The organism is Oceanisphaera ostreae (assembly GCF_042676125.1).
Classification (GTDB): Bacteria; Pseudomonadota; Gammaproteobacteria; order Enterobacterales; family Aeromonadaceae; genus Oceanimonas; species Oceanimonas ostreae.
Genome location: NZ_JBHTJS010000032.1, coordinates 1 through 15,066, shown reverse-complemented (window position 1 = coordinate 15,066; position 15,066 = coordinate 1). Strand labels below are relative to the sequence as shown.

Annotated in this window: 13 protein-coding genes; 3 read left to right on the top strand and 10 right to left on the bottom strand. The window is 48.4% G+C overall.

The features are described from left to right. Positions 1-151 precede the first annotated feature (151 nt). Positions 152-889, bottom strand: coding sequence for an ATP-binding cassette domain-containing protein (locus ACFQ1C_RS07840; RefSeq protein WP_379558055.1), 738 nt, complete (start codon positions 887-889; stop codon positions 152-154). Positions 890-1,022: 133 nt separating this feature from the next. Between ACFQ1C_RS07840 and argR the strand changes: the two genes are divergently transcribed. Continuing rightward, entirely contained in the window at positions 1,023-1,523 is a 501-nt protein-coding gene (argR, locus tag ACFQ1C_RS07835) for a transcriptional regulator ArgR (protein ID WP_379558054.1), read from the top strand. Between the two features lie 179 nt (positions 1,524-1,702). Here argR and ACFQ1C_RS07830 read toward each other — a convergent pair whose 3' ends face one another. From ACFQ1C_RS07830 to ACFQ1C_RS07805, 6 genes are all read right to left on the bottom strand, one after another. Continuing rightward, entirely contained in the window at positions 1,703-2,620 is a 918-nt protein-coding gene (locus ACFQ1C_RS07830; protein WP_379558053.1) for a Dyp-type peroxidase, read from the bottom strand. A gap of 172 nt (positions 2,621-2,792) precedes the next feature. After that, entirely contained in the window at positions 2,793-3,863 is a 1,071-nt protein-coding gene (locus tag ACFQ1C_RS07825) for an ABC transporter ATP-binding protein (protein WP_379558052.1), read from the bottom strand. Further along, positions 3,863-5,485 carry an ABC transporter permease gene (locus tag ACFQ1C_RS07820; protein WP_379558051.1) on the bottom strand — a complete coding sequence of 541 codons (1,623 nt, stop codon included), beginning with the start codon at positions 5,483-5,485 and terminating at the stop codon, positions 3,863-3,865. Before ACFQ1C_RS07820 ends, ACFQ1C_RS07825 begins: the two co-directional genes overlap by 1 nt. Before the next feature lie 35 nt (positions 5,486-5,520). Further along, a complete protein-coding gene (locus ACFQ1C_RS07815; RefSeq protein ID WP_379558050.1) occupies positions 5,521-6,534 on the bottom strand; it encodes a Fe(3+) ABC transporter substrate-binding protein in 1,014 nt (337 codons plus the stop codon). Between the two features lie 236 nt (positions 6,535-6,770). Continuing rightward, positions 6,771-7,997, bottom strand: a complete 1,227-nt coding sequence (locus tag ACFQ1C_RS07810) for an ammonium transporter (RefSeq protein ID WP_379558049.1) — start codon at positions 7,995-7,997, stop codon at positions 6,771-6,773. A gap of 14 nt (positions 7,998-8,011) precedes the next feature. After that, complete coding sequence (locus ACFQ1C_RS07805; protein WP_379558048.1) at positions 8,012-8,350, bottom strand: P-II family nitrogen regulator; 339 nt, start codon at positions 8,348-8,350, stop codon at positions 8,012-8,014. Positions 8,351-8,536: 186 nt separating this feature from the next. Here ACFQ1C_RS07805 and arfB point away from each other — a divergent pair, with 186 nt between their 5' ends. Then, the gene (arfB, locus tag ACFQ1C_RS07800; protein WP_379558047.1) at positions 8,537-8,953 is read left to right on the top strand and encodes an alternative ribosome rescue aminoacyl-tRNA hydrolase ArfB; all 417 of its coding nucleotides are present in this window, start codon (positions 8,537-8,539) and stop codon (positions 8,951-8,953) included. Positions 8,954-9,103: 150 nt separating this feature from the next. On the opposite strand, the gene ACFQ1C_RS07795 is transcribed toward arfB, so the two are convergent. After that, positions 9,104-9,460 (bottom strand): YacL family protein, encoded by a 357-nt coding sequence (locus tag ACFQ1C_RS07795; protein ID WP_379558046.1) that lies wholly within the window; start codon positions 9,458-9,460, stop codon positions 9,104-9,106. A 412-nt stretch (positions 9,461-9,872) separates the two neighbouring features. Here ACFQ1C_RS07795 and ACFQ1C_RS07790 point away from each other — a divergent pair, with 412 nt between their 5' ends. Further along, complete coding sequence (locus ACFQ1C_RS07790; RefSeq protein WP_379558045.1) at positions 9,873-11,294, top strand: uracil-xanthine permease family protein; 1,422 nt, start codon at positions 9,873-9,875, stop codon at positions 11,292-11,294. A 156-nt stretch (positions 11,295-11,450) separates the two neighbouring features. On the opposite strand, the gene ACFQ1C_RS07785 is transcribed toward ACFQ1C_RS07790, so the two are convergent. Next, positions 11,451-12,131, bottom strand: a complete 681-nt coding sequence (locus ACFQ1C_RS07785) for a Fe2+-dependent dioxygenase (RefSeq protein ID WP_379558044.1) — start codon at positions 12,129-12,131, stop codon at positions 11,451-11,453. Between the two features lie 107 nt (positions 12,132-12,238). Then, positions 12,239-14,458 carry a TonB-dependent receptor gene (locus ACFQ1C_RS07780; protein ID WP_379558043.1) on the bottom strand — a complete coding sequence of 740 codons (2,220 nt, stop codon included), beginning with the start codon at positions 14,456-14,458 and terminating at the stop codon, positions 12,239-12,241. Positions 14,459-15,066: the final 608 nt, after the last annotated feature.

Sequence of the window (15,066 nt, the reverse complement as noted above, 5' to 3'; positions counted from 1 at the left end):
TGCGCTTCAGCTGCAGTCCCGTCTCAGCGGGAATTTTTTTAAATCCATCTTGCTCCACAAGACCCGCAGCTAAAGCGCGGGACTACAAACGCTAGATGCTTATCTTTAGCTGACAGCTTGCCGCTTAAAGCTTACCGCTGCCCGAAGAGCCTTAATGTGTTAAAAACTCAGTGAGTCGCTGGGTGTCCGGATGATCAAGCAAGCTCGCATCACCGTACTCGATTAAACGGCCTTGTTCTAGGTAGGCCACTTTACTCGCCACTCGGCGGGCAAATCCAACTTCGTGGGTGACCACCACCTGCGTGATCCCCGTTTTTCCTAACTGCAAAATAATTTCGGCCACTTCCTTGGTAATTTCCGGATCCAGTGCCGCCGTTGGCTCATCAAACAATAGCACGGCAGGATCCATCATCAAGGCGCGCGCAATGGCCACTCGCTGTTGCTGGCCACCAGACAAAGCACCCGGCCAAGCATTACGTTTATCACTCAGCTTCAGCTGGCTTAACAGCTGTGCTGCCTTATCTTGCGCTGCGTTCTTCTCCATGCCCAGCACTTTAATGGGTGCTTCCAGTAAATTTTGTTCCACCGTGAGGTGGGGCCATAAATGATACTGCTGAAACACCATGCCCACCTTGCTACGCAATTTTTGAGCGCGTTTTTGCAGTAACCCTTGGTGAGAGTCAGGAAAGGAAAATGTTTGACCGGCGATGGTTAGTTCGCCCGAGTCCGGAATATCCAGCAGGTTCATCAGTCGTAATAACGAACTTTTACCTGCCCCGCTCGGCCCAAGCAGAACTAATGTCTCACCAGCATCGCATTTTAACGATACCTGGCTTAAAATTTCCTGACCAGACCAAGACTTACAGATGCCGCTGAATTCTATGCCCATGCGCTATATTCACATCAAATGTCAGAGTGTTTGACTGATTTTATTTTGCATGGCGGTTAATGCAAGCTAATCTTGCATTTTTATGCAATATAAATGACTAATCCTTGATAAAAAACCACGATGGATAGACAATATGCCACATTCAACCACGCTTAGTCGGCTGCAAAATATGAACGAAAAACAAGAATATCTGATTAAGGTATTTAAAGCCTTACTCAACGAAGAACGTTTTGGTTCTCAAGCAGAAATTGTGACGGCGTTGCAGGATGCAGGGTTTGATAATATTAACCAGTCGAAAGTGTCGCGCATGCTCAGCAAGTTTGGCGCGGTGCGCACTCGCAATGCCAAAATGGAAATGGTGTATTGCCTGCCAGTTGAGCTTGGCGTACCGACCAGTAGCAGCCAATTAAAGAATTTAGTGTTGGATGTGGGCCATAACAGTGCGCTGATTGTTATTCATACCAGCCCTGGTGCGGCGCAGCTTATTGCGCGCATGTTGGACTCTCTGGGCAAGGCTGAAGGTATTCTGGGTACGATTGCAGGCGACGATACCATTTTTATCACCCCCACCAACGACACCCCCATTACCACTTTATATAAAAGCGTACTCGAGCTGTTTGAGCAATATGTTTAAGCTATAAGCAGCGCCAAGCTAAAAACCAGGTCCATGCATCTTCGCTCAACCGGCGTGCACAATATGGTCTCTATCAAACACCATGACAACCGTCATCGCGATATGCTTTGGGATGACGGTAAAAAACACAGCATAAAAACGGTGTTTATCTTAAAGCTGGCCGCTTGGTGCTCGACTCTCTACGTTATGTCGCCTTTACTGCTCAGCCACTCTTGGTCTGGCGCAAAAAAAGCGGCGCCGGTTTCGGCTTGGGTAAACAGGGTAAGGTGATCGAAATGGCCTTGGTCATCGGGCACAAACATACTGTCTAGCATGCGCGTGAAGTTCACCGGCGTGTTACAGCAAGCAATAAACACCAGTCCCTGTGCGTTGGCGGTGCCCCATGGCATGCTTTGCCGCAAAATTTCCATGTTGTTGCCCGCGGCATCTTTTAGACTGGTTCTTTTAGTGTGCGCAGTAGGCGCTTTTTGTGCCGATTCATACTCAATATTGTCGGGCTTGGTACGACCATAAATATCTTCTTGAACGGTGATAGCCAGTTTTTGCCAACGCGCCATCTTGTGTCGATAGTGCTGCACATGAATGTAGCTGCCGCCAGCAAAGCGCCCTTCTTGCACCAGTGCCACTTGTGCTCGGTCTTCCCCTTGCGGGTTCTCGGTGCCATCTACAAAGCCCGTCATATCTCGACAATCTAAATAACGAAAACCTTGGCGCTCGTCTTTTAGCTCTACTATGCCAGCCAACAGCGCCATCACTTTTTGCACGGCAATATAAGCCACGTCGAGCCTATCGGATCGCAATTGAAAAAACAGATCAAACGGGGTTTCCGGGGCAACACGCTGGCCCTGCTGCTGGGCAGGAAATGCCGCCAACTCTGTTGGTCGAGCGTTTGGGTACAACTCATCCCAAACCTGATTGCCAATGGCGACTAAGCCAGAAAAGTTAGCATCGGGATATTCTTGCTCGAGTTCTTGCCACAAGGCGGGAATTTTCGCCAAGGCGTTAACCACGCTGACATTACCTTCAGGCAAGATATTAAACATTAAATAATGGGCGTGCAGATTAGGTTCGGCGCAAATGCCAGCTTGTGCGGTCATGTCTCACTCTCTTCATTGTTCCAAATGGGGCATTATAACCCAAAGCCCTTCGGTCAGCTTTAAGCTGTCAGTAACAGATAAAAAAGTGTTATCTGCGCCAAGCTATAACGACAATGTTTAATGGGCCCTCATTCAACATTAATAATTAAGCATTCAACATTGCGCGTAGCGCCTAAGCCACCGCCCGTTGCACTTGTTGTGCTTGCTGCTCGGGGAAGAAGGTAAGCGCGTGGGGGAGAACGTTTACATGCACCTGGCTCACTGCGGGCAGCGGGTCGTTGGTACTGACTTCTAAGCGCAGGTTTTGGCATTCCACAACACAGCGGGTGTGAGTGCCTAAAAACTGCTGCTCAACGACGCGGCCGTTGCCTTGCTCGGTTAATGACAGCTGAATTTGGCTCGGCCGTAACATTAATTGACCACTGGTGCCGGGGTCGGCATTAAGTGCCGCTTGGCTGGCAATCTGGCCAATAGGCGTCAGTAAGGTGCTGGCGTCGATAACGGTCGCCGGCACATAATTTGCCAACCCTAAAAAATCGGCAACGAAGCGACTTTGTGGTTGCTGATATAACGCTTGAGGACGGCCGACTTGTTCAATGTGCCCAGCTTGAAATAATGCCATTCGATCAGAAAAAGCAAAGGCTTCCTCTTTGCTGTGGGTTACAAAAATAGCGCTAATACCCTGCCCTTTTAGCAAGTCACGAATTTCGCTGATCAGACGCATGCGCACCTGAGTATCAATGTTAGAAAAGGGTTCATCCAACAACATCAGTTGTGGCTGACCAATCATCGCACGCGCGATGGCGACTCGTTGTTGCTGACCGCCAGACAATTGATGGGGATAACGATCACCCAAATCGCTTAAGTTCACCAACTCTAAGACTTCGGCTACCCGCTTTTTGATCAACGCCTTATTACTTTCTTTACACTGCAGTCCAAAGGCAACATTTTTGGCCACGTTTAAGTGGGGAAACAGCGCATAGTCTTGAAAAATCATGCCAATGTTGCGCCGTTCAGGCACCACGGCAATACCATTGCCATTCATTTGCTGGCCGTGAATATGGACTTCTCCCTGAGTAACAGGCAGCAGGCCCGCAATGGCCTTTAGCAAGGTGGTCTTACCGCAACCACTGGCCCCCAGTAGGCACATGATTTCGTTTTCGCCTACCTGTAACGACAGATCATCTAATATCGCTTTGCCGTTATAACTACAGGTTAAATTTTTTACATCTAATGCCGCCATCAGTGTTGTTGCTCCAATGATCGGTTCAAGAAAATCAGCGGTACTAGACCCACTAGCACAATCACAATAGCGGGCAAAGCGCCTAGTTCTAACTGCTCGTCAGATACAAACTGATATACGTAGGTGGCCAAAGTCTGAAAGTTAAAAGGCCTAAGCAACAGTGCTGCCGGTAACTCTTTCATGCATTCAATAAACACCAGCAAGGCACCGGCCAACATGCCTTTTCGGATCAGTGGCATGTGCACCTTCATCATCATGGCGCTGGGGCTATAGCCCATGGTTTGCGTCACCATATCGAGTGACGGCGATACCTTGCCCAAGCTGCTTTCTACCGAGCCAATCGCCATGGCGCCAAAGCGCACTAAATAACCGAAGGCAATGGCGGTCATGGTACCGGTAAATAATAAACCGGGCTCGGTTACGCCCAGCCAAAGTGCGGCGTCATTAATGGCGAAGTCGAGGCTGGTTAACGGCACTAATACACCAATGGCAAGTACGGTGCCCGGCAAGGCATAGCCCATAGAGGCCAAGCGCATTGGTAGCACAGTGTAGGTTTTTCCGGTTAATCGATGGCTCATACCCAACAGCAAACCGACCATAAGTGCAATGCCCGCCACTAAGCTTGATAACAACAGACTGTTAAAGCTGTATTCAAAAAACCGGCTGTTCCAAGCTTGGTCAAAATAGTGCACGGCGTGATAACACAAGATGGTAAAGGGTAACAGAAAACCGAGTACCACCAGCGTCCAGCAAAAGCATAACGCCCCCCACTTGGCCCCCCCGGTGAGCCGATAACCGGTTTGTTGCTCGTGCCCCATGCTCTTTTGAAACACCTGTTGGCGCTTACGGCTCATGCGTTCCATGCTTAATAACAACATGACCACCAACAACATAATGGCAGATATTTTAGCGGCGGCATTTAGACTGCCATAACCTAACCAAGTGTCATACACCGCCGTGGTCAGTGTATTTACGGCAAAGAAATTCACGGTGCCAAATTCGGCAAGCGTCTCCATGGCCACTAACGATAACCCGACGGCAATAGAGGGGCGCGCCAGCGGCAGGCTAATTTTCTTAAAGCTTTGCCAAGGAGTACATCCCAGCAAACGGCTGGATTGAATAAGGCTGGAGGATTGCTCCATAAACGCGGTACGCGCCAGCAAATATACATAAGGATAAAGCACTAACCCTAATATAAAGGCGGCTCCGCCAAGGGTGCGAATGGGGGGGAAATAGTAATCGGCGGCGGACTGCCAGCCAAACCAGTGGCGCAAGGTACTTTGCACTGGGCCGGAAAAATCCAGTAAGTCGGTATAAACAAAGGCCACAATATAAGAGGGCATAGCTAAGGGCAGGATCAAGGCCCATTGTAGCCAGCGCTTGCCGGGTAGCTCGCACATGGCCATTAGCCAAGCGGCGGGTACCCCGCTCAACAGACTGAAGAGCATCACCAGCAGTACTAGCCAAAAGGTGTTGCTGATATAAGTAGGCAGCACTGTTACCCACAGATGATGAAAGATATCTTCTGTGGGTAACAGTGCTTCATATATGATTGCCATTATAGGCAGAGTCAGCAGCAAGGCGAGCACCCAACTACTGACTGTCCAACCAGATCGTTTCATCTATAACTCAAAGCGGGGGCACTGCCCCCGTCTTTTTAAAGGTCGTATTGAACTTCGTCTACCAACTCAACCGCTGTTTTAGCATGCTTTGCTACATCGGCCAGTGGGCGTTTATCGGCGTCGAAGTCACCCCAGCTGCTGACCAGTTCAGATGCTTTAGCACCTGGTTTAACTGGGTACTCGTGGTTAACTGATGAATATAAGTGCTGCGCTTCATCACCGGCTAAAAACTCCATCAATTTAACAGCTGATTCTTTATTTTTGGCATGCTTAGTTAGCGCTACCGCAGAAATATTAACGTGAGTGCCACGATCTTCTTGGTTCGGGAAGTTGATGTAAACCGCTTCCGCGTCACCACGCTGTTTTTCGTCGCTTAACATTACGCCGTAGTAATAGCTGTTGCCCAGTGCATAATCACACACGCCATCGCTAATGGCTTTAATTTGGTCGCGGTCACCACCTTGTGGCTTGCGGGCCAAGTTAGCTTTTAAGCCTTCTAACCACGTTTTAGTGTACTCAACGCCATGTTCATCAATCATCGAAGCGGTAAGCGCCACATTATAAGGGTGTTTGCCGCTACGAGTACAAATCTTTCCTTTATACTTAGGGTCGGCTAGCTCTTCATAAGTAATATCTTGGCGCTCGCCTACACGGTCTTTTGAGGTATAAATAGCACGAGCTCGTGTGGTCACGGCAAACCATTTTCCATCGGCATCACGGTATTGGGCTGGTATATTTTCTTTCAGCACCTCACTATCAACCGACTGCGTTAAGCCTTTATCAACTACATCCATCAAACGACTAACGTCAACCGTTAGCACCAAATCTGCAGGAGATAAGCGGCCTTCACGCTCTAAGCGCTCACCCATGCCGTCTTTCATGAACACCACATTCACGTCGATACCGGTTTCTTTGGTGAAAGTATCGATGATAGGCTTAATAAGAAAGTCTTGGCGATTAGAATACACGTTCACTTCTTCGGCGAAGGCTTGGCCGGCAAAGCTCGATACCAATAACGCTGCTGCAGACAGGAATAGTTTGTTAGACATCATCAAGGTCCATTTAGTTGAGTGAGAATAGTTAACATTCAGCAGTATACTCAGCCGTCGATGGGAAGCAACCAGTAACTCACATCGAAATGATAAAAGTTTTCATCCGCAATAATGTTACCGTTATGGTGTCGAATTTATCGCGTCCTGTCTTTGCGCTGGCGCAAGAATTCAATAAAAAAAGGAAACCCGTCGGTTTCCTTTTTTTATTGATATTCGATTATCTATAACGGTATTCAACCACGCTTTAAGGTCACAAACTCGGGGTAGGCGTCAATGCCACAATCTATCTTGTCCATACCCGACTGTTCGTCCTCTTCGGTCACTCGGATGCCTATCGTCCGCTTGAGCAAATACCAGGCCAGTAAACTGGCACCAAATACCCAACTACCGATCACTAAGGTACCGACCAGCTGCACCCACAACGTGGCGTCGGGGTTAGCCACCGGTACCAGCAACAGTCCAAGCACACCGCAGACTCCGTGTACCGAAATGGCCCCCACAGGATCATCAATGCGCAGCTTGTCCAGCACCACAATGGCATACACCACCACAACGCCCGCCAGTAGACCGATACAGGCTGCCCACAAATGACTGGGCGACAACGGGTCGGCGGTAATGGCCACCAGACCGGCCAAGGCGCCATTAAGGATCATGGTTAGATCGGCCTTGCCCCAAGTGAGCTTAGTCACTACCAAAGCGCCAATAACACCGGCTGCCGCCGCGGCATTGGTGTTAACAAAGATCCCAGCCACCGCTGTGGCGTTTTCGACATCCGACAGCAGTAATTGCGAACCACCGTTAAAACCAAACCAGCCCATCCACAAAATAAAGGTACCTAAGGTCGCCAACGGCATATTGGAGCCTGGAATAGGATGAACCTCGCCATTTTTACCGTATTTTCCCTTACGGGCCCCAAGTAGCAGGACTCCGGCTAACGCCGCACTGGCTCCTGCCAGATGGACAATACCGGAGCCGGCAAAATCAACAAAGCCCAGCTCAGAGAGGAAACCACCGCCCCAGGTCCAGTAGCCCTCTATGGGATAAATAAAGCCAGTCATCACCACACTAAAGGCGAGAAATACCCACAACTTCATGCGCTCGGCCACGGCACCGGAAACAATAGACATGGCGGTGGCAACAAACACAACTTGAAAGAAAAAGTCGGCTTCAAGCGCATGGCTCGCGCCATCCTCCACTTGACCAATTAAACCGCCTAGACTTGGCAACCAGCCGCCGATGGGATTGTTCAAATACATAAGGTGATAGCCCACCAGCAAATACATGGTACAAGCGATGGCAAATAGCAGTACGTTCTTGGTGAGTATTTCGGTGGTATTCTTGGCGCGTACCAAGCCCGCTTCCAACATGGCAAAACCTGCTGCCATCCACATTACCAGTACACCGGATATCAGAAAGTAAAAGGTATCTAGAGCAAACTTCATTTCAATTAAGGTATCCATTGACCATCCCTCGCTTAAATAGCTTCCATATCTCGTTCCCCGGTACGAAGACGTACCGCTTGCTGTAGTTCATACACAAAAATCTTACCGTCGCCGATTTTTCCGGTATGAGCCGCCGTCATAATGGCTTCGATGACCCCCTCCACCTGCTCGCTTGGTACGGCAATTTCGAGTTTAATCTTAGGTACAAAGTCGACACTGTATTCGGCACCACGGTATAGCTCCGTATGCCCTTTTTGGCGGCCAAAGCCCTTGACCTCCGACACTGTCATGCCGTGGACGCCTGCAGTGGCCAATGCCGTGCGTACATCGTCTAGTTTGAAAGGTTTGATAATGGCGCAAATCATCTTCATGGTGACCCTCCTTGTTTGCCAGCACGTCTGTGGTGACAGTTAATAACTATCAAGCTTCATGCCAAGTTTTTTATTACTTAATTATCAAATAGTTATATTGAAAGTGCGGGAAGATGATGAGGGGGGTGGTATGATATTGGTGCAGCCGATACACTAAAAGCACCAAAGAAGTGCAATGGAGCCAGCATGTTATTGTTATCTGCGCGCGTGCAGATCCCTGTTCAAGAAATAGAGTTTATTACCATGCGATCCAGCGGTCCTGGCGGACAGCATGTCAATAAAACCGACTCGGCAGTGCAGCTGCGCTTCGACTACGTCAATAGCCCCAGCCTGCCTGACAGTTATAAGATGGCGTTGGCCAAGATGAAGGACAATCGCATACTGGAGTCGGGTTGGATAATGATCCGTGTTGAGAGTCATCGCAGCCAGTTAATGAACAAGGAAACCGCTAAGGAAGCACTGCTCAGCCTACTACAATTGGCCGGCCGGCCAGTGAAAGTGCGTCGCCCTACCCAACCGAGCAAAAATGCCAAGCGCAAACGTACTGACAGTAAAACTCAGCGCGGGAAAATAAAAAGCGGAAGAGGTAAGATAAAGCTGTAAGCCGTCAGCTGTAAGTAAAAGAAAAAATACAGTGCAAAACCAAACTCGCTCTGTACAACGGCTGTAGGTAAGCAATGTTCCCGCCGAATACTAGGAGCTTTGTTTTGATTTGTTAACTTACGGCTGATCACTTACAGCTTATGGCTGTTTTTACTGATTACTACAAAAATCTTGCCACTGACTGAGTACTCGGGCTAGGTCGTCAAGACCGCAGCCGGCGTAGTGTTCGTCGTCGTAATAGGCCATGCCGTCTTCTAATTCGGTATCAAACAACAATGCGTGGGCGCTTATCTCTGCTTCTTCTTTAGTCAGCAGTAGGGAGCATTCGGCGTAACTTTTCTTAAACTCCGGTAAGGTACCGGCTTCTAGCTGTTCCATTACCGCCAGCAGGTCGGCCGCTTCAGCCAAGCTCACATCATCGGTCAGCCACTGACCCATTACTTCGTGACCCATGCTAAACCGCGCACGATGATGACCATTTAGATCGCGAAAAAATTCAAATTCCACAGTAACTCCACTGGCAAGTTGTAAAAAACTGGCCATAAACAAGTAAAGTCAGATTCTACCACTCTCGCGAGCAACCGAGAAACAAAGCTTTACGTAGTAAGTCAAACACCAAACTTTACGCCATACGCTATTCGCCAGAAAGCAACACCAGCTCGTCGAAAATCGCACGTAAGGCGCCAACCTATTAATTAAACACATACTAGAATGAAATTAATGCATAATCTGAATTGGCTTCACTCTGCTATCTCACGTACTCTATGCGCCCTAAAATTCTGAATTTACTCCAGTTTCAAATAACAAAAGTAAACAAATCACCTTACACAAGGTAAACATTAAAGCCGAAATTAGTACATAAGAATAACAACTAAGCCATTATCCCTATCGCTACCTCTACTTTTGGAATGTATACACCATGAGCCAACCAACACCAGCCAAGCTTAGCCAGAGTGAATTGGTCTATAAGCTACACGACAAACCGCCGATTATTCAGGCGCTGTTTGCGGCCGTTCAACATTTGCTGGCCTTGTTCATTGCCGTCATCACGCCACCGCTGATCATTAGCCAGGCACTGGGGCTTCCTACCGAGGATACTGCGCACATCATTAGTATGTCGCTGCTGATTACCGGTGTGGCATCGTTTATTCAGATAAAACGTATTGGCCCAGTGGGTACTGGCTTGTTGTCCATTCAAGGTACTAGCTTTAACTTTTTAGGCCCTATTATTGCCAGTGGCTTAGCAATGAAAGGCGGTGGCGTAAGTACCGAAGTCATGTTGGCTGCCATTTTTGGTACCGCATTGTTAGCGGCACCCACCGAGATTATTTTATCTCGTTTCTTACATTTAACACGTCGTATTATCTCGCCACTGGTCAGCGGCATCGTGGTGACACTGATTGGTTTAACCCTGATTAAGATTGGTTTAACTTCCATAGGGGGTGGTTACTCTGCGCTAGGTGACGGCACGTTTGGCTCGCTACAAAATCTGGCATTAGCCGGTACCGTGCTGGGCATCATTATTCTTATGAACTGCATTCCTAACGCCTATGTGCGTCTGTCTTCTATTTTGGTTGCCATGGTGGTGGGCACCTTATTAGCCATGTATCTGGGCAAAATACCAGCCGCTCAATTCGACGATATTCCCGCCTTTGCCTTCCCTACCCCGCTTAAATATGGCTTAGGCTTTGAAGCGTCGTTGTTTATTCCTCTGGTGCTGGTATTTTTAATTACCGCACTGGAAGGTATAGGTGACACCACAGCCACGTCAGAAGTCTCTGGCGAGCCAGTGTCTGGTCCTATTTACATGAAGCGTATTAAAGGGGGAGTACTGGGTGATGGTATTAACTCGGCTTTAGCCTCGTTATTTAACACCTTCCCGGTATCTACTTTTAGTCAGAATAACGGCGTGATACAAATGACCGGTGTAGCCAGTCGTTATGTCGGCTTCTTTGTGGCGGGCATCTTGGTCATTATGGGCTTGTTCCCTGCCATTAGTACCTTGGTGCAGCGTATACCCGACCCGGTATTAGGCGGTGCCACACTGGTGATGTTTGGTTCCATTGCCGCAGCCGGTATTCGCATTCTATCCCGCGAGCGCTTAGACAGACGTGCACTGCTTATTATGGCGATTTCTTTTGGTGCAGGCCTAGGTGTAGACCAAGTGCCTGAGATACTGCAGTTTATGCCAGAATTAGTGAAGAATACCTTCTCTAATGGCATGGCCGCCGGCGGTATTATGGCAATTATCCTTAATCTAATTATGCCACTTAGCCCACAAGCTAAAGCCGACGAAGCGGCACAAGAAGCCGAAGGTTTGCTACAAAAAAATGTAAGTTAATATTTAGTTTCAAGCTCTAACTCAATAGAAAGCCGACCGCGCACCAGCCCGGTCGGCTTTTTTGTTGAAAGAGGTCGAATACTCTTTGTAACAACAGCAACCCGACATAAACCTAGATCTATGCTGAGCCTGACGCTGGGCGCTTGGCGCTACCACTTACAACGCCCAACGCCGCAGCAGATTATGGTACACCCCCGTCAGTTGAATACTGCTGTCGCTATCAGTACCCAGTTGCTGATTAACCTGCTGAATACTGGTGTCTAAATCAAACAACAAGCTGCGCTGACCATCGTCACGCACCATACTTTGGATCCAGAAAAACGAGCTAATTCTTGCCCCCTTAGTCACCGGTTGCACCTGATGCAAACTAGTGGACGGATATAATATTAAATCCCCTGCGGGCAACTTAACGCTATGAGCGCCATAACTGTCTTCAACGACTAGCTCACCGCCTTCGTATTCATCGGGATCGCAAAAAAACAATGTGGCGGATAAATCGGTACGAATAGGCTCGCCAGTAGTGCTATTAAACCGAATTGAGTTATCAACGTGCACCCCAAACGACTGACCACCTTGATAGCAGTTAAACAAGGGCGGAAAGATTTTAGCTGGCAAAGCTCCGGCTACAAAGAGTGGATTCTTTGATAATGCGGTTGTGATCATATTACCGATATAGCGGGCCTGCTCGCTATCTTCTGGGAGTTGTAAGTTATTTTTGGCCATCGATGATTGAAAGCCTGCTGTACTTTTGCCATCAATCCAGTCTGCGGCTAAGAGTAACTTTCGACACTCGGCCACCTGTTCGGCACTGAGCACATTAGGGATATGTAACATCATAATAAATCACTCTACTAAAAGCTGTACGCTATACGTTAAACGCCGTACGTAAAAAGATGATGTTTATCTTTAACGTACGGCGTATAGCGTAAGGCGTACAACGCAGATTAGAAGCGGTAGTTAGCTGACACTACTGCTGAACGGCCATCGCCTAGTTCAACCGCGGAGCTGCGGCTATCCAAACCAGGACGGCCACGCACCCGCTCTACGTATTCTTCATCAAATAAGTTATTTACATTCAGCTGTAGGTTAAAGGCATCGTTCACCTGATAAGAAGCCATGGCGTTGTGTACCCAGTAGCTGTCTAACTTAGCTTCAACATCAGACGCCACGTGGCGAGAGCCCACATAACGTGCGCCGTAACCTATTTCTAACCCAGGTACTAATTCGTACGTAGTCCATAAGTTAGCGCTGTTACGAGGGGTATTGCCCAACGGCTGTCCTACTGGGTTCCGACCGCCATCTTGTGGCTGGGCTACCGAAGACAGGGTTTCACTGTCGAGCAGGGTATAGTTGGCAAACAGTTTCCAAGCTTCGGTAATTTCGCCTGTTAAGCCCAGCTCAACGCCTTGTACCCGTTGTTCACCGGCGAGCTCCAGCTCATTGGTCACATCGTTAGTTTCTCGTGCATTGGTTTTATCTACCCGGAATAACGCGCCATCTAGACCTAAGCGACCATCCAGCAGCTCCCACTTGGTACCCAACTCCCAAGTGTTACTTTTCTCTGGATCTAAACTTTCACCAGATACACTGCCTGACGTTGCTAGTGCTTCTGCCGCTGGGTTAAAAGACGTGCCATAAGCGAGATACACTCGGCCATTATCGGCAGGCTTATAGACGACACCTGCACGACCACTGAACATTTTATCACTGGTGCTGACAGTCTCGCCGTTGCTCTTATCACTAGCTTCCCCCGAAATCCAGTCGTGGCGCAGCCCTAAGCTTAAGTCCCACTTTGGCGCTAAGGTGATGGTATCGAATATATACAAAGCCTTGGTATTCAAAGTGGCGTCGGTTCCACCACTGTTCTGATAGTTTGTAGAGCCATCCCATTTCCCTGGCGGGTTAGCAAGATCGTAACCATCATCGGGATAAGTATTCGTGCCTTTGCCAACACCATAGCTTCCCTTGGTCAAATCATAGGTTTCTCGAGAAATCTCACCGCCCACCAATACATCATGTTCAAGGCTGCCGGTATTGAATTCGGTGCTTAGGCCTAACTGGTTCACCCAAAGATCAGTTTTTGCATCACGGCGATAAGCTTGCGGACCGGCGGGCAAGTAATTTCCCTCGGGAAGAGCACTACCATCTGCTCTAACAGTACTAATATGCGAAGCAGAAACTGTAGTATCGCGGTCTACACGGCTATAGCGAGTTTGGTTTTCAATACGAGTAGTGTCGTTCAGCTCATGCTCTAACTTCAGCGTTATTGCGTCAGACTGAATTTTTTCTTCGTCAAGGTTGCGCCAGCCAAAGTAAGACTCACGATCCACACCGGACAAGATTTCGCCATCTTGCGCCGGTAGGCCGTAGTCGGGCAAGTTGTCATCAGTTTGGTGGAAGTAACTTAGGGTGGCGCGTGTCTCTTCACTTAGGCCGATAGTGACCGAGGGCGCAATACCGAAACGTTCGCGGTCAATATCATTGCGACCCGGCACATCGTTTTCGTGCGCCATTAAGTTGATACGAAAGGCACTATCTACGCCCACGTCATCGAGGGTCTTATTAGCATCCAGCGTTAGGCGACGATAGTTATCTGTGCCCAAGCTTGCGCCAACTTCGGCAAAGTCACGCAGCTTTGGTGCCTTGCTCACTTGGTTGATGGCGCCACCTGTTGTTCCTGCACCACCAAATACTGAGTTAGGGCCTTTTAGTACCTCTACCTGTTCGATGTTAAAGGTGTCGGTACGATTGTTTTGGCTGCTGTCTCGCAGGCCATCAATTTGCATATTAGAGTTAGCGCTAAAGCCGCGAATATTAATTTTATCACCGGAGCCGCCACCACCCTCGCCTGCATCAAAAGTAATACCCGATACGTTAGACAGCACTTGGCGCAAACTAAGTGCTTGCTGCTCTTTCATAACTTCTTGTGGCACCACAGTCACGGTTTGTGGCGTATCTAATAATGGCTTAACGTATTTGCTAGAAGCAGATTGATTAGCTTTGTAACCCTGCTCCCGCGCTTCTTGTACGGTAATGGTGTCTAACTGAGTCACATCTTGTGCATGAGCCTGTGCAGAAACGGCGAGTGATGCCACTGCTAGTCCTACGGCAGGTACTATTACTCTTCTAGGCGGGCGAGCAGATGACTTAATAAAGGTTTTCACTAACAACTCCTTGGATAATAAAAATGAGTAAAGCTAAAGACGAGTCATTCTCATTAAACATCTGATTAAGATCAAGCTTATTTTCTCTATTTTCAAAAAAGTTCCGTGTTTTTAAAAATAAAGTTCACGCCGAGCTCAAGGTATTCATCGCCTTTTATACCAATTACATTAAAGATCTGATCAGATATTGGGCCAGAGTGCCAGAGGTAACACAGCCGCCAATAGGCGACATCTGAATCATCAAGGAGGACAAAGGGATCTGCTCCATCGACCATCACATGACAAGGGTGTCATGTGTTGAAGTTAGAGGGGGCGAGCTTGTCTCGCCGTGACGAGCTGTATCAACCTAACGAACATCCAGTGAATGTTCGCAGTAGGCTGATACGGTGAGTGTCATTAGCCCGAAGCGGGTCGGTGGAACAGGCTCTTTGTTCGGGGCTGGTATAGCAACTGCATAGATCGATTGTTTAATGGAATTGGTATTATTGGTGTTGTGCTCAGCTGAAAGCCTGTTTATTAGGGCTTATTCGAGTGGTTCAGAGGCAGGGCCGACGCACCAACGGTTATAATTTGAACATCGACATCGATATGAACAAATAATCATCATT

Coding starts and splice junctions, on each gene's coding strand:
- ACFQ1C_RS07840 (WP_379558055.1), bottom strand. CDS start 889: ATGGGCATAGAATTCAGCGGCATCTGTAAGTCTTGGTCTGGTCAGGAA.
- argR (WP_379558054.1), top strand. CDS start 1,023: ATGCCACATTCAACCACGCTTAGTCGGCTGCAAAATATGAACGAAAAA.
- ACFQ1C_RS07830 (WP_379558053.1), bottom strand. CDS start 2,620: ATGACCGCACAAGCTGGCATTTGCGCCGAACCTAATCTGCACGCCCAT.
- ACFQ1C_RS07825 (WP_379558052.1), bottom strand. CDS start 3,863: ATGGCGGCATTAGATGTAAAAAATTTAACCTGTAGTTATAACGGCAAA.
- ACFQ1C_RS07820 (WP_379558051.1), bottom strand. CDS start 5,485: ATGAAACGATCTGGTTGGACAGTCAGTAGTTGGGTGCTCGCCTTGCTG.
- ACFQ1C_RS07815 (WP_379558050.1), bottom strand. CDS start 6,534: ATGTCTAACAAACTATTCCTGTCTGCAGCAGCGTTATTGGTATCGAGC.
- ACFQ1C_RS07810 (WP_379558049.1), bottom strand. CDS start 7,997: ATGGATACCTTAATTGAAATGAAGTTTGCTCTAGATACCTTTTACTTT.
- ACFQ1C_RS07805 (WP_379558048.1), bottom strand. CDS start 8,350: ATGAAGATGATTTGCGCCATTATCAAACCTTTCAAACTAGACGATGTA.
- arfB (WP_379558047.1), top strand. CDS start 8,537: ATGTTATTGTTATCTGCGCGCGTGCAGATCCCTGTTCAAGAAATAGAG.
- ACFQ1C_RS07790 (WP_379558045.1), top strand. CDS start 9,873: ATGAGCCAACCAACACCAGCCAAGCTTAGCCAGAGTGAATTGGTCTAT.
- ACFQ1C_RS07785 (WP_379558044.1), bottom strand. CDS start 12,131: ATGATGTTACATATCCCTAATGTGCTCAGTGCCGAACAGGTGGCCGAG.